Origin of the sequence: Plantactinospora sp. BC1, from assembly GCF_003030345.1 — a bacterium.
Classification (GTDB): domain Bacteria; phylum Actinomycetota; class Actinomycetes; order Mycobacteriales; family Micromonosporaceae; genus Plantactinospora.
Window position 1 is genome coordinate 5,196,409 of the sequence record NZ_CP028158.1, and the last position, 20,788, is coordinate 5,217,196.

The 20,788-nt window shown below is 72.6% G+C and carries 15 protein-coding genes; 7 read left to right on the forward strand and 8 right to left on the reverse strand.

Features of this window, described 5'->3' with window-relative positions:
• Positions 1-236: 236 nt before the first annotated feature.
• Positions 237-2,012: a sulfatase gene (locus C6361_RS22685; protein WP_107268934.1), complete on the forward strand. Its 1,776-nt coding sequence runs from the start codon at positions 237-239 to the stop codon at positions 2,010-2,012.
• Positions 2,013-2,069: 57 nt separating this feature from the next.
• Positions 2,070-2,444, forward strand: coding sequence for a VOC family protein (locus C6361_RS22690; protein WP_107259015.1), 375 nt, complete (start codon positions 2,070-2,072; stop codon positions 2,442-2,444).
• Between the two features lie 812 nt (positions 2,445-3,256).
• On the opposite strand, the gene tyrS is transcribed toward C6361_RS22690, so the two are convergent.
• On the reverse strand, positions 3,257-4,558 hold the full coding sequence (gene tyrS, locus C6361_RS22695) for a tyrosine--tRNA ligase (protein ID WP_107268935.1): 1,302 nt from the start codon (positions 4,556-4,558) through the stop codon (positions 3,257-3,259).
• A 162-nt stretch (positions 4,559-4,720) separates the two neighbouring features.
• Here tyrS and C6361_RS22700 point away from each other — a divergent pair, with 162 nt between their 5' ends.
• Complete coding sequence (locus C6361_RS22700) at positions 4,721-6,925, forward strand: alpha-galactosidase (protein WP_369930339.1); 2,205 nt, start codon at positions 4,721-4,723, stop codon at positions 6,923-6,925.
• Between the two features lie 48 nt (positions 6,926-6,973).
• On the opposite strand, the gene C6361_RS22705 is transcribed toward C6361_RS22700, so the two are convergent.
• Together C6361_RS22705 and C6361_RS22710 are read right to left on the reverse strand one after the other, a co-directional pair.
• Positions 6,974-7,651 (reverse strand): response regulator transcription factor, encoded by a 678-nt coding sequence (locus tag C6361_RS22705; protein WP_107262725.1) that lies wholly within the window; start codon positions 7,649-7,651, stop codon positions 6,974-6,976.
• Positions 7,648-8,940 (reverse strand): sensor histidine kinase, encoded by a 1,293-nt coding sequence (locus tag C6361_RS22710; RefSeq protein ID WP_107268936.1) that lies wholly within the window; start codon positions 8,938-8,940, stop codon positions 7,648-7,650. The genes C6361_RS22705 and C6361_RS22710 overlap by 4 nt, the downstream gene beginning before the upstream one ends.
• Before the next feature lie 167 nt (positions 8,941-9,107).
• On the opposite strand from C6361_RS22710, the gene C6361_RS22715 reads away from it, so the two are divergent.
• The 3 genes from C6361_RS22715 to C6361_RS22725 all read left to right on the forward strand — a co-directional run bounded on the left by C6361_RS22715 (position 9,108) and on the right by C6361_RS22725 (position 13,605).
• A complete protein-coding gene (locus C6361_RS22715; protein ID WP_107271121.1) occupies positions 9,108-9,869 on the forward strand; it encodes an ABC transporter ATP-binding protein in 762 nt (253 codons plus the stop codon).
• Entirely contained in the window at positions 9,863-12,346 is a 2,484-nt protein-coding gene (locus tag C6361_RS22720) for an ABC transporter permease (RefSeq protein WP_107268937.1), read from the forward strand. The genes C6361_RS22715 and C6361_RS22720 overlap by 7 nt, the downstream gene beginning before the upstream one ends.
• A 305-nt stretch (positions 12,347-12,651) precedes the next feature.
• Positions 12,652-13,605: a sulfite exporter TauE/SafE family protein gene (locus tag C6361_RS22725; protein ID WP_107268938.1), complete on the forward strand. Its 954-nt coding sequence runs from the start codon at positions 12,652-12,654 to the stop codon at positions 13,603-13,605.
• An 81-nt stretch (positions 13,606-13,686) separates the two neighbouring features.
• Here the strand turns inward: C6361_RS22725 and C6361_RS22730 are convergent, their stop codons facing one another.
• The 5 genes from C6361_RS22730 to C6361_RS22750 form a co-directional block, all read right to left on the reverse strand.
• Positions 13,687-14,394, reverse strand: a complete 708-nt coding sequence (locus C6361_RS22730; RefSeq protein WP_107262729.1) for an FKBP-type peptidyl-prolyl cis-trans isomerase — start codon at positions 14,392-14,394, stop codon at positions 13,687-13,689.
• Positions 14,395-14,628: 234 nt separating this feature from the next.
• On the reverse strand, positions 14,629-16,011 hold the full coding sequence (locus tag C6361_RS22735) for a GH1 family beta-glucosidase (RefSeq protein WP_107268939.1): 1,383 nt from the start codon (positions 16,009-16,011) through the stop codon (positions 14,629-14,631).
• Between the two features lie 95 nt (positions 16,012-16,106).
• Positions 16,107-16,946, reverse strand: coding sequence for a carbohydrate ABC transporter permease (locus C6361_RS22740; protein WP_107262731.1), 840 nt, complete (start codon positions 16,944-16,946; stop codon positions 16,107-16,109).
• On the reverse strand, positions 16,939-17,928 hold the full coding sequence (locus tag C6361_RS22745) for a carbohydrate ABC transporter permease (protein ID WP_107268940.1): 990 nt from the start codon (positions 17,926-17,928) through the stop codon (positions 16,939-16,941). The genes C6361_RS22740 and C6361_RS22745 overlap by 8 nt, the downstream gene beginning before the upstream one ends.
• 70 nt (positions 17,929-17,998) lie before the next feature.
• Positions 17,999-19,300: an ABC transporter substrate-binding protein gene (locus C6361_RS22750; RefSeq protein WP_199853054.1), complete on the reverse strand. Its 1,302-nt coding sequence runs from the start codon at positions 19,298-19,300 to the stop codon at positions 17,999-18,001.
• 249 nt (positions 19,301-19,549) lie between these two features.
• Between C6361_RS22750 and C6361_RS22755 the strand changes: the two genes are divergently transcribed.
• On the forward strand, positions 19,550-20,752 hold the full coding sequence (locus tag C6361_RS22755; RefSeq protein ID WP_107262734.1) for an ROK family transcriptional regulator: 1,203 nt from the start codon (positions 19,550-19,552) through the stop codon (positions 20,750-20,752).
• Positions 20,753-20,788: the final 36 nt, after the last annotated feature.

Consider the following 20,788-nt stretch of genomic DNA (forward strand, 5'->3'; position numbering starts at 1 on the left):
TCCCGGCCGGTGAGTGCGGCACCGACCCGACAACCGGCGGCCGGGCCGGGGTAGCCCGGGATGTTAACGTGGCGCCCGGATCACGACGGCGGCACGGGGACCTGGCCGGTCACCGCCTCGACCGTCGCCGGCCGGCCAGACGGTGCCGGCGCCACCGACCACGTGCGGGTGCGCGCGGATCGGTTACCCCAGTGGCGGGCGGGCGTCACCAGGCTTCACGGGAAAGGGCCTCTGGATTGTCGGTCTTCACGCGCCGTCGTCGAACCCCGACCGACGCACCGCCGGAACCGCCGGACGGTGCCGCCTCGAACGGTGCGACCCCGGACGGTGACGCCGTCGGCACGGACGGCGGGACCGACGTGCCGGACACCTCCGACGGCGGGACCGACGCCGGCACACCCGCCCGGAAGCGTGGCTGGCCGCGGACCGTGGCGGCTCGGCTGGCCAGCATCCTGGCCCTGCTGCTGGTCGTCTTCGCCATGCTCGCGCCGAACCAGCTCACCCTCTACACGCCGGGGGCGTTCCTGCGGCTGCCGCTGGAAGCCCTGGTGGTGGTGGCGCTGGTGCTGCTCCTGCCGGGCTGGGGACGCCGGATCGTGGCGGTACCGGTCGGGATCGCCCTCGGGCTGCTGGCCATCGTGAAGGTCATCGACATGGGTTTCTTCGCGGTGCTGGCCCGGCCGTTCAACCCGGTCTTCGACTGGATCTCGTTCGAGGCCGGCACGGACTACGTCGAGGAGTCGTACGGCCGGACCGGCGCCGTCGTCGCGGTGGTCGCCGCCGGGTTGCTCGCGGTCGGCCTGCTCGTGCTGATGACGCTGTCGGTGCTCCGGCTGACCCGGCTGGCGGTCCGGCACCGCCGCGCGACGACGCACATCGTCGCGGCCCTGGGGGCCACCTGTGTCGTCGGTGCGGTGCTCGGCGTGCAGATCGTCCCGGAGGTACCGGTCAGCACGCTCAGCTACGACCGGGCACTCCAGGTACGGGCGGCCCTGCGCGACCAGGAGGTCTTCGCGGCCGAGGCCCGGGTCGACGCGTTCGGTGACACCCCCGGTGACCAGCTGCTGACCGGGTTGCGGGGCAAGGACGTGGTCGTCGCCTTCGTCGAGAGCTACGGTCGCTCGGCGGTCGAGGATCCGGCCTTCGCCCCGGAGATCGGTGCCACCCTCGACACCGGCTACACCCGACTGCGGACCGCCGGGTACGCGGCGCGCAGCGGCTGGCTCACCTCGCCGACCGCCGGCGGCGGAAGCTGGCTGGCCCACGCCACGCTGCTCTCCGGGCTCTGGATCGACAACCAGCAGCGCTACACCCATCTCGTCGCCACCGACCGGATGACCCTGAACCGGGCCTTCCAGCGGGCCGACTGGCGGACCGTCGGAGTGATGCCGGGGATCACCCAGACCTGGCCGGAGGGAACGTTCTTCGGCTACGACGAGGTGCACGCCTCGAAGGAACTCGGCTACCGGGGCCCGCAGTTCAGTTGGGCCCAGATGCCGGACCAGTACACGCTCTCCGTTTTCGAGCAGCGCGAACACTCCACGCCGGACCATCCGCCGGTGATGGCGACGATCCCGCTGGTGTCCAGCCACGCGCCGTGGGCACCGATCCCGGAACTGATCGGCTGGGACCAGCTCGGCGACGGATCGATCTTCGGGCCGATGGCGGAGGCGGGCGAGTCGCCGGACGACGTCTGGCGGGACACCGGCAAGGTACGCACCCAGTACCGCCGGGCCGTCGAGTACTCGCTGAACACCGTCGTCTCCTACCTGGAGCGGTACGGCGACGAGGACCTGGTCTTCGTCTTCCTCGGCGACCACCAGCCGACCCCGCTGGTGACCGGCGAGAACGCCAGTCACGACGTTCCGATCACCATCGTCGCCAAGGACCCGGCGACGTTGGAGAGGATCGCCGGCTGGAACTGGCAGGAGGGGCTGAAGCCCGGTCCGGAGACTCCGGTCTGGCGGATGAGCGACTTCCGGGACCGGTTCCTCGCCGCGTTCGGGTCGTAGTCCCGGCAGCGCGGCAGCGACCCCAAGACCCTGACCAACGTTCGGAGGTTCCACACCATGATCGAGGGCACCGGTCTGACCGTGACCACCGTCAACCTGAGCGCACCGGATCCGAGGGCTCTGGCCCGTTTCTACCAGCGCCTCCTCGGCTGGGAGATCACCGAGGAGGCGCCGGACTGGGTGCTGATGCGTGACCCGGCCGGGGGAGTGGGGCTGGCCTTCCAGACCGAGGCGGCGTACCGCCGGCCGAGCTGGCCGGCCCGTCCCGGCGACCAGCAGATGATGATGCACCTGGAGATCCGGGTCGACGACCTGGAACGCGCCGCCGCACACGCCGTGGCCTGTGGCGCCACCCGGGCCGACTTCCAGCCCCAGGAGGACGTCCTCGTGCACCTCGACCCGGCCGGCCACCCCTTCTGCCTCTACCTCTGACAGTGAGGATGTAGGAGCGGGTCACCCGGCCGGTCTGACTCAGCCTCTGACTGACCTTGGGTGTCTTCTAGGGGATTCGTCGGTCTGCCCGGGTGACCCGTTCCTGCACTCACCGACCGGGCGCGAGTACCCCGAAGGGCCTTTCCGCTCGACTTGCATGTGTTAAGCACGCCGCCAGCGTTCGTCCTGAGCCAGGATCAAACTCTCCAACAAAAACCATCGAAAAATTTGCAACCCGGCAACAATAAAAACACTTGCTGCCAAACAAACAAACCATTTGGCACTGGCTTATCAAGCACCCTGTTGAGTTCTCAAAGAACAACCACACACCAGACAACCAGCCACAAAGACCAGCCACCCGGGGCTATCCGCACCCGCCGTTTCCGCCAGGCACTCGTAATACGTTAGCTGACCGCTTTCGCACCGTCAAACCGAATGAATTCGGTTCGACAACCGCTTCATGTCGATCTAGCTGTCCCTCGATCAGGGCACGAACCTCTCGGCTGTGCTGATCGAGGAGTCCGGCAGTCCGGCCGCTCGCGGAGTCACCCACACGCTCGCCCGGCTCACTGCCCGATCGTTCACTCTACCCGGTCAGGTCCGCAACTCCAAATCGCCCGTTCCGGCGCATCGGTGTCGCCCCGCCCGCCAGGTCGTCGGGGTGGTGAACCACCCGCTGACCTGGTCTCACACCCCCCGGGTCCGGCCTGCTGCGCGTTTCGCGCCGTTCGTCCGTTCCCCCGGTGGGCAGAGAGAAAATTACGCGTCTGGAGGGTGCAACGTCAAATCCGCGGAGGGCATTCCCGGTCACATCATCGACCGGACACCAACTCCACCCCGGCGAAGGTCCGCTTGCCCCGGCGCAGCACCAGGAAGCGGCCGTGCAGCAGCGCCTCCGCCGGCACCGTGGCCTCGACGTCGGTCACCCGCTCGTTGTTGACGTAGGCGCCGCCCTCGGTGATCGCCCGCCGGGCCTCGTTGAGGCTGCCCACCAGTCCCGTCTCGCGGAGCAGCACCGCCACCGACGGCAGACTCTGCACCGCTACCAGGCCGGTCTCGGCCAGCGCCGCCCGGAGGGTCTCGGCGGAAAGCTCGTCAAGGGTACCCCGGCCGAAGAGCGCCTGGCTGGCCGCGACCGCCTGCCGGGCCTCCTCGGCCCCGTGCACCAACGCGGTCAGCTCCTCGGCGAGCGCCCGCTGGGCGACCCGGGCCGCCGGCCGCTCCGCCGTCGCCTTCTCCAACTCCTCGATCTCGGAATGCGAGCGGAAGCTGAAGTACCGGAGGTACTGCGCCACGTCCCGGTCGTCGGTGTTGACCCAGAACTGGTAGAAGGCGTACGGGCTGGTCATCGTCGGGTCGAGCCAGATCGCCCCGCCCTCGGTCTTGCCGAACTTCGTACCGTCGGCCTTGGTGACCAGCGGGGTGACGAAGGCGTGCACCGGCCCGGCACCACGGCGCCGCACGTAGTCGACACCCGCGGTGATGTTGCCCCACTGGTCGGAACCGCCGAACTGCAACGTGCAGCCGTACCGCCGGTGCAGCTCGAAGAAGTCGTTGGCCTGGAGGAGCTGGTAGCTGAACTCGGTGTAGCTGATCCCGCTCTCCAGCCGGGCCTTGACCACCTCGCGGGCCAGCATCCGGTTGATCGGGAAGTGCTTGCCGACGTCACGGAGGAACTCCGCCACCGACATCTCGCCGGTCCAGTCCAGGTTGTTGACCGGATGGGCGGCGTTGTCGCCCACGTACGACATGAAGGGCGCGAGCTGCCTGCGGATCCGCTCCACCCAGCTCGCCACCACCTCCGGGCTGTTCAGCGTCCGCTCGCCCCGCTCGTTGGGGTCGCCGATCAGGCCGGTCGCCCCGCCGACCAGCAGCAGCGGGCGGTGCCCGGCGAGTTGCAGCCGGCGGGCCGTCAGCACCTGCAACAGGTTGCCGATGTGCAGGCTCGGCGCCGTGGGGTCGAACCCGACATAGAACGTCACCGGAGCGGAGCCGAAGTGCTCCGCCAGCTCGGCGGGATCGGTCGAGTCGAAGAGGAGTCCCCGCCACCGCAGGTCGTCGAGCGGAGACTCCCAGCCGGCAGGCGCGGCGGGGGGAAGGCTGCTATCGGTCACGGTGCAGATTGTCCACCATGCCGGCCGCCGGCCCGTACCCGGTTTGCGGTCCGGCGGCGGCGCCCGGCGGGACGGGAGGCCGTTGACGGGACGGGACGGCCGAAGGGACGCTACCCGGGCCAGGGCGTGACAAATCCTTCGATCCCGCGGAGGCGTACCCCCGTGACCGTGCCGAGTCAGACCCGCCAGCCGGCGTCGAGCCCCGCCACCGACGGCCGCCTGGTGCACCTGCGCCGGGCCGGAGTCAGCCTGCTGCTGGACGCCACCGACCCGGGGGTGCCGGCGGTGCTGCACTGGGGCGCCGACCTCGGGCCGCTCACCGAGCCGGAACTCGCCGGCCTCGGCACCGCGCTCCGCCGGCCGGCCCGGCCCGGGACCCCGGAGGGCCGGCCGGTGGGCATCCTGCCCGAGCACACGTACGCCTGGTTCGGGCTGCCCGGGCTCTCCGGGCACCGCGCCGGCCGCGACTGGTCGCCACGGTTCCGCCGCACCGACCTGCGGGTGCGCGACGAGCCGGGCGGAACCGGCGGAGAGCCGGCCGGGACGACCGCGGCGATCGTGGTGAGCGCCACCGACGACGCCGCGCGCCTCGACCTGGTCATCGAGGTCGAACTCGACCCGGCCGGACTGCTCCGGCTCCGCGCCGAGCTGACGAACCCGGCCGACGCCGACACCTACCAGCTGGCCGGGCTGCTGCTCGGACTGCCGGTGCCGCCGCAGGCGGACGAGCTGCTCGACCTGACCGGGCGGTGGTGCCGGGAACGCAGCCCGCAGCGGAGCCCGTTCACCGTCGGCACCCGGTCCCGGGAGAGCCGCCGGGGCAAGCCGGGCCTGGACGCCTCGCTGCTGATGGTGGCCGGTACGGCCGGCTTCGGCTTCCGGACCGGCGAGGTCTGGGGGGTACACCTCGGCTGGAGCGGCAACCACCGGCTGCACGCCGAACGGACCCCGGACGGCGAGGCGCTGCTCGCCGCCGGTGAGCTGCTGCTGCCCGGCGAGATCGCGCTGGCGCCGGGCGAGCGCTACCGGACGCCCTGGCTCTACGCCTCGTACGGGCGAGGGCTGGACGAGATGTCCGCCCGGTACCACGCACACCTGCGCCGAACGGGCCGGGCGGGGCGGCGACCGCGCCCCGTGGTGGTGAACACCTGGGAGGCGGTCTACTTCGACCACGACCTCGACCGGCTCACCGCGCTGGCCGACGCCGCCGCCGAGGTCGGCGCGGAGCGGTTCGTCCTGGACGACGGCTGGTTCCTGGGCCGGCGCGACGACCGGGCCGGGCTCGGCGACTGGTACGTCGACCCGGCCGTCTGGCCCGACGGCCTGCATCCGCTGGTCGCACACGTACGCGGGCTGGGGCTGGAGTTCGGGCTCTGGGTCGAGCCGGAGATGGTCAACCCCGACTCGGAACTGGCCCGGGCCCACCCCGAGTGGATCCTCGGCACCGGCGGGCGGCTGCCCCGGTCGGCCCGCTGGCAGCAGGTGCTCGACCTGACCCACCCGGAGGCGTACGAGTACCTGCTCGGGCGGCTCGACGCGCTGGTCCGGGAGTACGACATCGACTATCTGAAATGGGACCACAACCGGGACCTGCTCGACGCCGGCCACCAGCCGTCGGGGCGGCCCGGGGTGCACGGGCAGACCCTGGCGACCTACCGGCTCCTCGACACGCTGCGGGAACGGCATCGCCGGCTGGAGATCGAGTCGTGTTCCTCCGGCGGCGGCCGGGTCGACCTGGGCATCCTGGAACGGACCGACCGGATCTGGGGCAGCGACTGCATCGACGCCCTGGAACGGCAGTCGATCCAGCGCTGGACCCAGCTCCTGCTGCCGCCGGAACTGATCGGCTCGCACGTCGGCTCCGGCCGGGCGCACACCACCGGCCGTACCCACGATCTCGGCTTCCGGGCCGGTACCGCCTTCTTCGGCAGCTTCGGCATCGAGTGGGACCTGACCGCCGCCACCGGCGAGCAGCGGCAGGAACTGGCCTGGTGGGTGACGCTCTACAAGCGGCACCGCGCGCTGGTGCACGGCGGGGCGGTGGTCCGGGTCGACCATCCCGACCCGGCGCTCTGGGTGCACGGGGTGGTGGCACCGGACCGGTTCGAGGCGATCATGGCGATCGTCGCCGTGGCGACCGGGACCACGGTGAATCCCGGACCGGTACGCCTGCCCGGCCTCGATCCGGACCGCCGCTACCTGGTCCGGGCCGTCGCGCCGCCCGAGGCCGCGCGGAGCCTGCCGGCGCCGCCGGCCTGGACCACCGACGGGGTACGGCTGACCGGGCGCAGCCTCGGCAACGCCGGCCTACAGGCTCCGCCGCTGCACCCGGAGCAGCTCCTGCTGCTGCACCTGGACGGCCGGTGACCCGCTTCGCCCGACGGCCGGCTGCGGTGCAGGGGCGGCCCGGGGCGGTCAGCGATCGGGGACCGTGACCAGGCCCGTCTGGTAGGCGACGATGACGAGTTGGGCGCGGTCCCGGGCGTGCAGCTTGCCGAGCAGCCGGCCGACGTGCGTCTTCACCGTGGCCGGACTGAGCCGCAGATGACCCGCGATCTCCGGATTGGACAGGCCGCGTCCGATCAGGGTCAACACCTCCCGCTCCCGGTCGGTCACCCCGGTCAGCTCCCGGGCCACCGGCCGGTCCGGTTCGGGCAACCGGGCGAACTCGGCGATCAGTCGACGGGTCACGCTCGGGGCGAGCAGCCCCTCACCGGCGGCGACCACCCGGATCGCCGTCAGCAGGTCCTCCGGCGGGGCGTCCTTGAGCAGGAAGCCGCTCGCGCCGGCCCGGATCGCCGCGTAGACGTACTCGTCGAGGTCGAAGGTGGTGAGGATCAGCACCCGGACCTGACCGGCGGCGGGTGAGGCACTGATCCGCCGGGTCGCCTCGATGCCGTCCAGCTCCGGCATCCGGACGTCCATCAGCACCACGTCCGGGCGCTCCCGCTCGGCCAGCTCGACCGCGGCGGCGCCGGTGCCGGCCTCGCCGACCACGGTCAGCCCCGGCGTCGTCTCGATCAGCACCCGGAAGCTGCCCCGGAGCAGCGCCTGGTCGTCGGCGATCAGCACCCGGATCGGCTCGCCGGTCACCGCTCCCCTCCGGCCGACCCACCCACCGGACCCGCCTCGACCGCCGCGGGCGGCGCGTCGGCCAGCGGGGGCACGTCGGCCGGCGGGGTCGGGCGCTCGGCGGGTCGGTACGGCAGCCGCGCCGAAACCCGGAAACCGCCCTCGGCGGTCGGCCCGGCCTCGAAGGTACCGACGTAGAGGTGGACCCGCTCACGCATGCCGATCAGACCCTGCCCCTTCGGATCCGCCGCCCGGACCGGTCGACCCGGCTCGTTGGTCACGTCGACCCGCAACTCGCCGTCGGCACCGGTCACCTCGATCCGGCACCGTACCGGCCCCGCGTGCTTGACCACGTTGGTCAGCGCCTCCTGCACGATCCGGTATCCCGAGCGGCCGACGTCCTCCGGCGGCTCCGCCCCGGCGGGCAGCTCCAGCACCAGCTCCGCGACGATCCCGGCCGCCGTCGCCCGGTCCAGCAGGCCCGGCAGGTCGGCCAGGCCCGGCGCGGGAGCGAACTCGACCGCGGCACCCGGTGCGCCGCTGCGCAGCACGCCGAGGGTACGGCGCAGCTCCGCCAGCGCACTGCGGCTGGTCGCCTCGATGTCCCGCAGCGCGTCCCGAACCTCCTGCGGCCGGGACTCCGCCACATGGTTGGCGATCGCCGCCTTCACCGTGATCACGCTCATGCTGTGCGCCACGATGTCGTGCAGCTCGCGGCTGATCCGCAGCCGCTCGTCGACCGTCGCCTGCCGGGCCAGCTCCGCCGCCGACCGGGAGGTGTACGCGCGCCGCTCGCGTACCGCCCGGCCGAGGATCCAGGTCGCGATCAGGAGCAGCGCCATGAAGCCGAGCCCGGTGATCGCCTCGTCCCAGTCCGAGGTCTTCGGAAGGACCGCGATCACGGCACCGGCCAGCACCAGCAGCAGGGCCGGCACCGAGCGGCGCAGCTCGGTGACCAGCGCCACCTGGTAGAGCGCGAAGGCGACCGCGATGACGACGGAGATCGAGGCGTAGATCGGCACCACCTCGACCAGTACCGCACTGAACGCGCTGATCGTCACCACCGCCAGCACCGGTACGGGCCAGCGGCGGCGTACCGCGATCGGCGCCGTGATGACGACCATGAAGAGCAGGGAGAGCCAGACCGGCTCCCGGACCAGCGGATCGGGGTACCCGGTCGCCGCGGGCGGGTCGGCGGCGGCGTACCCGCAGATCACCGCCAGGCCGAGCGCCGCCAGCACGTCCAGGGCGATCAGGTCGACCCGGCGCAACCGGCGGGTCAGCAGCGGACGCGGCTGGACGGCACTCATCCGTCGACGGTAGCGGCCCGGCCACCCGGCCGCGTCCACCCGGAGCGGGTCATCCTCCGGGCTGACCCGACCGGCGTCGCCCCGGCCGGGATAGCCCGCAGGGCCGGGCCGGAAGTGACGGCTCCGCTCCGATGTGCCGGGGCCGCCGATGGCCGATCTTCGAGGGCATGACGCGACGACAGGAAACACCGGAGCTGACCGCCGCCGTACGGCTGCGGGAGGTCGTCCGGGCGTACGGCAGCGGAGTCCGGCGGGTGGCCGCGCTGGACGGGGTGACGGTCGACTTCGACCGGGGCACCTTCACCGCCGTGATGGGTCCGTCCGGCTCCGGCAAGTCGACCCTGCTGCACTGCGCCGCCGGGCTCGACCGGCCGACCGGCGGCACGGTCACCATCGACGGCACCGACCTCGGCACCCTCGGCGAGACCGCGCTGACCCTGCTGCGCCGGGCCCGGGTCGGGTTCGTCTTCCAGTCGTACAACCTGGTGCCGGCGCTGACCGCGGCGCAGAACGTGGCGCTGCCGCTGCGACTGGCCGGCCGCCGGCCCGACCCGGCCGAACTGGACGCGACGCTGGCCGAGGTCGGCCTGGCCGGACGGGGCCGGCACACCCCGGACGAACTCTCCGGCGGCGAGCAGCAGCGGGTGGCGATCGCCCGGGCCCTGATCAGCCGGCCGGCGGTGCTCTTCGCCGACGAGCCGACCGGGGCGCTGGACACCCGGACCTCCCGGGACATCCTGCGGCTGCTGCGCGGCCTCGTCGACCAGCACCGGCAGACGGTGGTGATGGTGACGCACGACCCGGTGGCCGCCGCCTACGCCGACCGGGTCGTGCTGCTCGCCGACGGCCGGGTGGTGGACGAACTCGGCGGCGACCTGGCGGCGGAGACCATCGCGGCCCGGATGACCAGGTTGGAGCCGGCATGCTGAGCTTCGCCGCGCTGCGCGCCCGGTGGACCGGGCTGCTCGGCCCGTTCGTCGCACTCTGCCTCGGCGTGGCGCTGATGTCGGCGACCGCGCTGATCCTGGTCTCCGCGCAACCCCGGGTGCCCGACCGGTACGCCGGGGCGGAGGTGCTGGTCGCGGCGCCTCCCGTCGAGGCGGTGTCGGGCACCTTTCCGGAGCGCCGCCCGTGGTCGCCGGAGCGGACCGCCGAACTGACCGGGCGGCTCGCCGCGCTGCACGGGGTCACGGCGGCGGTACCGGACCGGTCGTTCTACGCCCAGGCGGTGCTCGACGGCCGGCCGGTCGGTGAGCCCGCGCTCGGCGACCCGCAGGGGCACGGCTGGTCGAGTGCCGCGCTGGCGCCGTACCGGCTGGTGGCGGGGAGCCCGCCCGGCCGGCCGGACGAGGTGGTGCTGGACCGCGCGCTCGGGCTCGCCCCGGGCAGCCCGGTCACCCTGCTGACCGCGACCGGGCCGGCCGGGTACACCGTCGCGGGCACCGTGGACGGGCCCGGCTTCTACCTCGCCGACCCGGTCGCCGCACCGCTGTCCCGGGGCGTCCGGCTGATCGGCCTGGTACTCGCGGACGACGCCGACCCGGCGGCGATACGGGCGGCGGCCGAGGCGGTCGTCGGCCGGGACGGCACCGTGCTGACCGGCGCCGACCGGGCGCAGGTCGAACCGCCCCGGGACGCGCGGACCCGCTGGATCGGCATGCAGGTGCTGACCGCGATGACGGCGCTGGCCGGATTCGTCTCGATCTTCGTCGTCGCCTCCACCTTCGCCTTCGGGGTCGCCCAGCGGCGTCGGGAGTTCGGGCTGCTGCGTACCGTCGGCGCCACCCCGGGGCAGCTCCGCCGGCTGATGTACGCCGAGGCGCTGGCGGTCGGTGCCGTCGGGGCGGCCGTGGGGGCGGTGCTGGGTACCGCCTGCGCGCCGGCCTTCGGCGCCCTGCTGGTCGACGCCGGTTTCCAGCCCGCCGGGTTCCGGGTGCGGATCGAGCCCTGGCCGCCGGCCGCCGCCTACCTGGTGGGGCTGGTCGTCGCCCTGCTCGGGGTCTGGTCGGCGTCCCGCCGGGCCGGTCGGGTACGGCCGCTGGAGGCGCTGCGGGAGGCGGTGGTGGACCGGCGACCGATGTCCCGGTCCCGGTGGATCGGCGGGATCGTCGTCACCGCGCTGGGGCTGCTGCTGACCGTACTGCTGGCCGGGGCGGGCCCGGACGAGATCGTGAACTACGCCCTGTACGCCTCGATGGCGCTGACCGGTGGGCTGACCCTGCTCGCCCCGGTACTGGTGCCGCCGCTGACGTACGCGCTCACCTGGCCGCTGGGACGGCTGCGGGGTGCGACCGGGATGCTGGTGCGGCGCAACGCGCTGACGGCGGTGCGGCGTACCGCGTCGACGTCGGCGCCGATGCTGCTCACGGTCGGGTTCACGGTGCTGATCGCCGGTTCGGTGGCGACCTCGACCGGCGCGTACGCCAGCCGGGACGCGGGGGCGATCCGGGCCGGTTCGGTGCTCGTCCCGGACGGCACGCCCGGACTGTCGGACGCGGCGGTGGCCACCGTTGCCGGCACGGCGCTGCTGCCCAGCACCGTCTACGCCGACCCGCCCGGCGGTACGGCGACCGGTGCCGGTGAGCCGTTGGCCGCCGCCGGGGTGGACCCGGTCGGGTTCGCCCGGGTGAACGGGCGGCTCAGCGTCGTCTCCGGGGACTTCGCGGCCTTCCGGGGGCCGGAGACCGCGGTGGTGACCGCCGGGCTCGCCGAGCGGTTCGGCTGGTCGGCGGGGGGCGGCGCGACGCTCGGCTATCCGGACGGCAGCAGCGGGCCGGTCCGGGTGGCGGCGGTGGTCGCCGACGGCTCCATTCCGGCGCAGTTGCTGCTGGCCCGGGAGGTGGTCCGGGCGCACGATCCGTCGGCGCTCACCGAGGCGGTCTTCACCACGGCGGCGACCGGCCCCGACGACGGCGGAGCGGACCGTCGGGCCGTACTCGGGGCCCGGCTGGTCGGTGTCGCGGAGTACGCGGCGGAGCGGGACGCGGCCGAGGACCGGCTGGTCTGGCTGGCCACGCTGATCCTGATCGGGGTCTCGGCCGGCTACACCGCGATCGCGCTGGCGAACACGCTGCTGATGGCGACCGCGCACCGGGCCCGGGAGCTGCTGCTGTTGCTCCGGGCCGGCGCCACCGTCCGGCAGGTGCTCGGCACGGTGGCCGCCGAGTCGGGGTTGGTGCTGGCGATCGGCACCGCGCTCGGCCTGCTGGTGCCGGCGGTCGCGTTGCTGGCGATCCGCTCGGCGCTGAGCGAGCAGCTCGGGGTACCGGTCGGACTGGTCGTGCCCGGGTGGACGATCGGGTCGGTGGTGGCCGGGTGTGTGGTGCTGGCGCTGGCCGCCAGCGTGCTGCCGGCCCGGCTGATCCTGCGGGCCGGTCCGGGCGGCGCCGGGCCCCGGGTGGAGTGACTGGGGGAACCGGTCGGACGACCGTGGCCGCGCCGCTCGGTGCCGCCACGGTCGTCCGGCACGGCGAAGGTCGGGCTGGAGTGCGAGCCGAGCCGGGTATCGGGGTTGACTAGCCGGACCACCGGGTCAACAATCCCTATGGGTTAGATGGGGAATAAGCGCAACGCCGCGTGGTCCGCCCCAGCCCGTACCCGCTCCTGGTACGGACCCGTCGTCCGAACTGTCGGCGCTGGCTCCGGCCGGAACGCCCCGGCCGTCAGCTCGGTCAGGCATCCCCTCGACCACCTTTCCGGGAAGGAACGCCCGTGCGAAAACTTCTGCTCCTCGCCCTGGTAGGGCTCGGTGCGCAGCTCGTCGACGGCAGTCTCGGCATGGCGTACGGCGTCACCTCCACCACCCTGCTGCTGGCGATCGGCACCAACCCGGCGGCCGCGTCCGCCACCGTGCACCTGGCCGAGATCGGCACCACCCTCGCCTCCGGCGCCGCGCACTGGCGGTTCGGCAACGTCGACTGGAAGGTGGTCGCCAAGATCGGCATACCGGGTGCGGTCGGCGCCTTCGCCGGCGCCACCTTCCTGTCCAGCCTCTCCACCGAGGTCGCCGCGCCGATCATGGCGCTGCTGCTGCTCACCCTCGGGATCTACATCCTGGTCCGGTTCACCGCGGCCGGCATCCCCCGGGACCGCCTCGGCCAGCCGCTGCGCAAGCGGTTCCTCGCCCCGCTCGGCCTGCTCGCCGGCTTCGTCGACTCGACCGGTGGCGGCGGCTGGGGACCGGTCGGCACCCCGGCGATCCTGGCCAGCGGCCGGATGGCGCCCCGCAAGGTGATCGGCTCGATCGACACCAGCGAGTTCCTGGTCGCGGTCGCCGCGAGCCTCGGTTTCCTGGTCGGCCTGGGCAGCGAGAACGTCAACTTCGCCTGGGTCCTCGCGCTGCTGCTCGGCGGCGTGGTCGCCGCGCCGATCGCCGCCTGGCTGGTCCGGCACATCCCGCCCCGGATCCTCGGCTCGGCGGTGGGTGGCGTGATCATCGTGACCAATGCCCGGACCCTGCTGCGCAGCGACTGGATCGACGCGCCGGACGGCGTGCGGTACTCCGTCTACGCGGCGATCTACCTGATCTGGGCGCTCGCGCTGGCGTACTCGATCCGGCAGTACCGGGCGCACCGGGACGAGGAGACCGTCGAGGCGATCGACACCGTGGCGCCGGCCGCCGAGGCCGAGCCCAGCGAGAAGAGTTCCACGCCCACTCCGGCCTGAGCCGCGGGGCGCACCCGACGGACACGGCGGCCGTGACCTTCCTGGTCACGGCCGCCGTCGTAGGTCTGCTGCCCGGACGGGCTACTGCGCCGCCAGGACGTCCACCACGAACCGGAGCGGGCCGGCCGGGGCACCGCCGGTCGGGTTGTCGCCGTAGGCGAGGTCCGTCGGAATGTCGATCTGCACCCGGCTGCCGACCTTGACCCCCACCAGCCCCTGGTCCATGCCGGGAATCATGCCGCCGACCTGGAGCGGGACCGGCTGGCCCTGCCTCCACGAGGAGTCGAACTCCTGACCCGTGGCGTAGTAGACACCGACGTAGTTGGCCGTGATCGTCTGCCCGTTCTGCACCGCAGGGCCGGTGCCCTCGATCAGCGGAGTGACGGTGAGCTTGGTCAACTCGCCCTTGCCGGCCTCGACGGTGGGTCGCTCCGCCAGCCGGGGATCCAGGTCGGCCGGCGGCCGGGACGGCGCCCCGGGGCTCTCCGGCGGGGCGGTCGGCTCCGGCGGGGCGGTCGGCTCGGCGGCCGGCGGGGTGGTCGCACTCGCCACCGGTGCGGCCGACGAGCGGGGCGCGTCCTCCATCACCTGCGGCAGCACGACGACGGCGGCGACGCCCAGCCCGGCCAGGAGGATTCCGACGGTCCCGCCGGCCACCCGCTGCACACGGGCCCGGTTCGCGGCGGCCTGGGCCGCGGCCGCCTCCGCGGCGGCCCGGCGCTCCTGCTTGGTCGGACGCCGCTGGCTCGTCGGCCCCGGCTGCTCGGGGGTCTGGACCGGATCGCTCATCTGATCTTGCACTCCTCGGGGGGAAATGGAGCAGGGCGGGACGCCGTCGGCCCGTCGAACGGCTCCGCACACCGTACCCGCGTCGATGCTGCCGACGTCGGCTCGGTCCCGCGGGACCGGCCGGTACCCACGGAGACAGCCGACCACCTCGGGTCAGATGTCTTGGATGTCCGTTCTGGCAGTGGCGGTGCCGGAGCTGGCCGTGCCGTCACCGCCGTTCGGCGTCGGCCAAGGTCAGCCCACCGGGGAGGGGTTCTCCGGCTGCGCGCGCCCGTCCAGCCGCTGGTGGTCCCGGATGATGTCGGCGTAGCGCAGCCCGCTCGCCTTCATCGTCCGGCGCTGGGTGGCGTAGTCGACGTGCACCAGGCCGAACCGCTTGTCGTAGCCGTACGCCCACTCGAAGTTGTCCAGCAGCGACCAGTAGAAGTAGCCCTCCACCGGTACCCCCCGGGCGACCGCCGCCGCGACGGCCTGGACGTGCTCCTCCAGGTACGCCGTCCGCTCCTTGTCCTCGATGCCACCCTCGGCGGTGACGCTGTCCGGCCAGGCCGAACCGCTCTCGGTGACCAGGATCCGGGCCGGGGCGTACCGCTCGGTCACCGAGACCAGCAGCTCCTCCAGCCCGGTCGGGTACGCCTCCCAGCCCATCGCGGTCTGCGTCGAGCCGGGTACCGGGATCTGCCGGGCGTGCGGCACCGGGCCGTCCGGGTCGTCGACGATGACCTGCCGGAAGTAGTAGTTCAACCCGAGGAACTCGGTCGGGGTGGCGATGCACTCCAGGTCGCCGGGGCGGACCGGCGGCTCGACGCCGTAGACCTCCAGCATGTCGGTCGGGTAGCCCCGCCCGTAAAGCGGGTCCAGCCACCACCGGTTGACGTGCCCGTCGGCCCGGACCGCCGCCGCCACGTCCTCCGGCCGGTCGCTGCCCGGCTCGCACGGGCTCGGGTTGAGCACGATGCCGACCGAGGCCGGCCGGCTCGCCGCCGCCCGCACCGCCGCCGTGGCGAGGCCGTGCCCGAGCAGCGTGTGGTGCGAGGCGGCGACCGCCCGGGTGAGGTCCTGCTCGCCCGGGGCCATCCGGCCCTCCAGGTGCCCGATCCAGGAGACGCAGAGCGGCTCGTTCACCGTCACCCAGTCGGTGACCCGGTCGCCGAGCGCGCCGGCCACCACCGAGGCGTAGTCGGCGAACGCCTCGGCGGTGGCCCGCGCCGGCCAGCCACCCCGGTCCTGGAGCGCCTGCGGCAGGTCCCAGTGGTAGAGCGTGACCAGCGGCCGGATCTCGGCCGCCAGCAGCGCGTCGACCAGCCGGTCGTAGAAGGCCAGCCCGGCCGGGTTGACCCGGCCGGTGCCGTCCGGCATCACCCGGGGCCAGGCCACCGAGAAGCGGTACGCGTCGACGCCGAGCCGCCGCATCAGGGCCACGTCCTCCGGCCAGCGGTGGTAGTGGTCGCACGCCTCGTCGCCGGTGTCGCCGTTGTCGACGTTGCCGGGCACCCGGCTCCAGGTGTCCCAGATGGACGGGCTGCGGCCGTCCACACCGACAGCCCCCTCGATCTGGTACGCCGCGGTGGCGACGCCCCAGGTGAAGTTCGGTGGCAGCTTGGACAGATCCGGCATCGGTCGACTCTCCTTTGGATGGTTCAGAGCCTGCTGACCGCGCGGGTCTCGGTCCGGGTCGGACGGTGGCTCGACGGGCAGGACGGACAGGCGGGCTACTTGACCGCTCCGGCGGTCAGCCCGGCGACGAAGTAGCGTTGCAGGGCGAGGAAGCCGATCACCACCGGGATGCTCACCACCACCGAGGCGGCCATCGCCTGGTTCCAGTAGACGTTGTACTGGGTGGCGTAGCCCTGGAGCCCGACGGCGAGGGTACGACTGTTCTCGTCGGTCATCACCGAGGCGAAGAGCACCTCCCCCCAGGCGGTCATGAAGGCGTAGACGGTGACCGCGACGATCCCGGGCACCGCCGTCGGGAGGATCACCTGGAAGAGCGTGCGCAGCGGTCCGGCCCCGTCGACCTGGGCCGCCTCGTCGAGCCCGCGCGGGATCGAGTCGAAGTAGCCGACCAGCATCCAGATGGAGAACGGCAGCGAGAAGGTGAGATAGGTGATGGTCAGCCCGAGCCGGCTGGCGTACAGCTCGATCCCGGTGACGTTGCCCAGGTTGACGTAGATGAGGAAGAGCGGCAGCAGGAAGAGGATGCCGGGGAACATCTGCGTCGAGAGGACCGTGACCGAGAAGAGCTGCCGGCCGCGGAACCGGTAGCGGCTGATCGCGAAGGCGGCGAAGATGGCGATCGCCACCGAGATCACCGCGGCCGAGCTGGCCACCAGCAGGCTGTTCACCAGATAGCGGCCGAGCGGCACCGTCTGCCACATGTCCACGAAGGGCTGGAAGGTGACCCGGCTGGGCAGCCAGGTGAAGGCGCCCTGCACGTCGCGCAGCGGCTTGAGCCCGGAGCTGACCATCACGTACAGCGGGGCGAGGACGAAGAGGGTCAGCAGGCTGAGCACGATGCGGCGGGCCCAGCGTTCGCCGGTTGACTCACGCATGCTCTCTCCTGCGGTTGGTGACGAGCAGGTAGACGGCGGTGACGACGAGCAGGAAGAGCAGCAGCGCCACCGACATCGCCGACCCGAGGCCGAAGTTCCAGGTGACGAAGGAACTCTGGTAGATGTGGATCGAGATCAGGTCGGCCTGCCTCGGCGCGGAGCCGCCGAAGAGCACGTACGGGGTGTTGAAGTCGTTGAAGGTCCAGAGGAAGAGGACCAGCAGCAGCACCTGGTTGACCGGCCGGAGCATCGGCAGGGTGACGTCGCGCAGCCGCCGCCAGAAGTTCGCGCCGTCGATCGCGGACGCCTCGTAGAGTTCCGGCGGCACGTTCTGCAACCCGGCCATCAGGCAGAGGAAGGCGAACGGCCAGGACTTCCAGACCGAGACGATCAGCAGGGCGACGAAGCTGTTCTCCCCGATCAGCCAGAACGGCGGGTTCGCCCCGTCGATCAGGCCGAGCTGGTCGAGGGCGTGGTTCACCAGGCCGGTGTCCCGCTGGAACATGAAGGTCCAGGTGATCACGGCGGTGTAGACCGGCAGCGCGTACGGGGTGAGGAAGAGGGTGCGCAACAGCGCCCGGCCCTTGAACGGCCGTTGCAGGAAGACCGCGGCGGCCAGCCCGAGCATCCAGGAGAAGCCCACCGAGAGCGTGGTGTAGAGCGCGGTGACCCAGAACGAGTGCAGCAGGTCCTTACCGGTCGCGGAGCCGAAGTCGAAGGTGACCCGGTAGTTCTCGAAGCCGGTGAAGGGTGCGGTGGACCAGTCCCGGATGTGGAACTGGGTCAGTTCGAGCAGGCTCATCCAGACCCCGACGAGCATCGGGACCACGTGGATGCCGAGTTCGAGCAGGGCGGCCGGGACGAGCAGCAGGTACGGCAGGTACGTCCGCCGTACGGTGCGGCGCCCGCGCGGGCGCGGCGGGCCGTCCTGCGCTGGTCGCCCGGCGGGCCGTACGGGGCCGGGCGCGGTGGTGGTGGCCATCGGATCCTCTCAGGGTGGACCGTGGAGGGGGCGGCGGTCCCCCTCCACGGTCAACCGTCGGCGTCGCGGCTCAGCTGCCCATCTTCTGTTGCGCTACGCCGAGCTTCTCCTTCACCTGCGCCTCGGTGACGGCCTTGCCGCCCGCCGCGTCGGCGAAGAGTTCCTTCATGGCGGTACCGACCAGGGTCTCGAACTGGCTCTCCTCCGGCACCTGCGGCAGCGGTGCGGCGGTGGAGCCGAGCACCTCGCCCAGCACCTTCTGCTCCGGCGCCTGGAACGCCGGGTCGGCGCTGGCCGGCTTGACCGACGGCAGCGAGCCGTAGGTCTTGTTGAGGATCACCTGCTCCGCGTCGCTGGTCATGAACTTGACGAACTGGAGCGCACCCTCGCGGTTCTCGGTGTGCTTGAAGACCGCGATGTTGATGCCGGCCACCATGCTGTTGACCTTCTTGCCGCCGGGCGGCGGGGTGGCCGGGAACGGCACCGGGGCGATCCCCCACTCGTCCGGGCTCATCCCCTGTGCCTTGAGGTTCGACCCCGCGGCCTGCCAGAGCAGCATCGCCGCCTTGCGGTTGGCGAAGTCGGCGACGGACTGGTTCTGGGCGTACTCGGCGTTGCTCGGGTTGACGATCTTGTCAACCGCCATCAGGTCGATGTACCGCTTGACCGCCGCGACGTTCTGCGGGGTGTCGAAGGTCGGCTTGCCGGCGGAGTCGAACCACTCGCCGCCCCACTGCTGGCCGAAGGTGAAGGCGTGGTGGGAGTTCTCCGACGGGTTGGCGCCCTCCACGGCCAGGCCCCACTGGCCGGACTTGGTGAGCTTCTTGCCGGTCTCGACCAGCTCCTCCCAGGTGGCGGGCGGGGTGGTGATGCCGGCGTCGGTGAACATCTTCTTGTTGTAGTAGAGCGCGTACGCCAGGCTGTAGAGCGGCACGGCGGCCGGCGGCTTGCCGGGGGCGCCGGCGGCGGCCAGCGCGGCCGGCACGAAGCGGTCCTTGCCGCCCACCTCGCCCAGGGTCGCGTCGTCGAACGGGATCAGCGCGTTGGTGGCCTGCAACGAGGCCGACCAGGTGTTGCCGATGTTCACCACGTCCGGGCCCTTGCCCGAGGTGGCGGCGGCGAGCAGTCGGTTGAGCAGGTCCGACCAGGGCACGACCTCGAGGTTGACCTTGATGCCGGTCTGCTGCTCGAACTTGTCCAGCTCCGGCTGGAGGGTCTGCTTGTCGAACTCGATGCTGGCGCCCTGGTTGCTGGCCCAGTAGGTGAGCGTCTTCGCGGCGCCCTCGGACGAGCCGCCGGAGTCGCCGCAGGCGGCGAGGGAGGCGGTCGTCAGCAGCGCCGCGACGGCCATAGCGAGGTGTCGTCTGGACACGACTTGCCCTTCTACGTCGGCCGGCGGCCTCGTCGGCCCGTCGGCGGGTGGCGCCGGAGCGGGGGCCGTGGGCGGCCGGGGTGGTGGGGCGGTACGGGCACGATCACCGTCGGCGGGGGGATGGAGCGAGCCACCGAAGGGGGTTCCATCAAGGCTTAATTTACGCGGTTATTAAAGTGTCTGGTGGCTCGCCCGTCAAGGACGAGCCGTACAGTGACTCCCGGTGACCCGGGTTTATCGAGGTGGTGGGTGGACCTGGAACGGACGACGAACCGGATCGTGCGACAGCGCAACCGGTCCGCCCTGCTGTCGAAGTTGTTCCTCGAGGGTCCGCTGACCCGGCAGGATCTCGCCCGCTCCACCGGGTTGAGCCAGCCCGCCGTCAGCAACGTGGTCGGCGACCTGATCGGGGCCGGTTTGGTGGTCGAGGCCGGCGCCGTGGAGTCCGACGGCGGCCGCCCCAGCATGATGCTCCGGGTCGCCCCCCGGTACGCCCTGGTCGCCGGGGTCGACGTCGGCGAGACCCGGATCCGGGTCGAACTCTTCGACCTGGCGATGACGATGCTGGCCAGCGCCGACTACCCGCTCGACGCGGCCGGGCCCGAACCGGCCGCCGTGGTCCGGCACATCCTGGCCGGGCTGGACGCCGTCACCACGCAGGCCGGGGCGACCCGCTCGGAGATCCTCGGCGTCGGCATCGGCGTCTCCGGCGTGGTGGTGCAGGGCGGCGAGGCGATCGTGCACGCCCAGACCCTCGGCTGGCACGGCGTACCGCTGGAGCGGCTGATCCGCGCCGAGGTCGACCTGCCGGTGCACGTCGACAACGGCGCGAAGACGCTGGGCCAGGCCGAGATGTGGTTCGGGGCCGGCCGGGGCAGCCGGCACGCCGTCTTCGCGCTGGTCGGCTCCGGGGTCGGCGCGGCGGTGGTGACCAACGGGGTGATGTACCGGGGCGTCTCCAGCAGCGCCGGCGAGTGGGGGCACACCACCCTGGTCTACGACGGCCGCGCCTGCCGGTGCGGCGCCCGGGGCTGCCTGGAGGCGTACGTCGGGGCGGAGGGGATCATCGACCGTTACCGGGAGGCCCGGCGCGGCCACGCCGTACCCGGTGCCGACGAGGAGTCCCAGTTGGGTGCCCTGATCGAGGCGGCGGACCGGTCCGCGACCGCCCGCCGGGTGCTGACCGAGACGGCCGGCTACCTCGGCGCCGGGGTGGCGAACCTGATCAACCTGTTCAACCCGGAACGGGTGGTGCTGGGCGGCTGGGCCGGGGTGGCGCTCGGCGCCCACCTGCTGCCGGCGATCCGCGAGGCGGCGGCGGGGCAGGCGCTGCACCAGCCGTACGAGCAGGCCACCATCGAGCTGGGTCAGCTCGGGATCGACGCGGTGGCGCTCGGCGCCGCCACCCTGCCGGTCGCCCGGCTGCTCGCCGCAGGTGGCCTGCGCAACTGACCGGCGCGTTCGGCACCGCCTCCGTTCCATCGATCA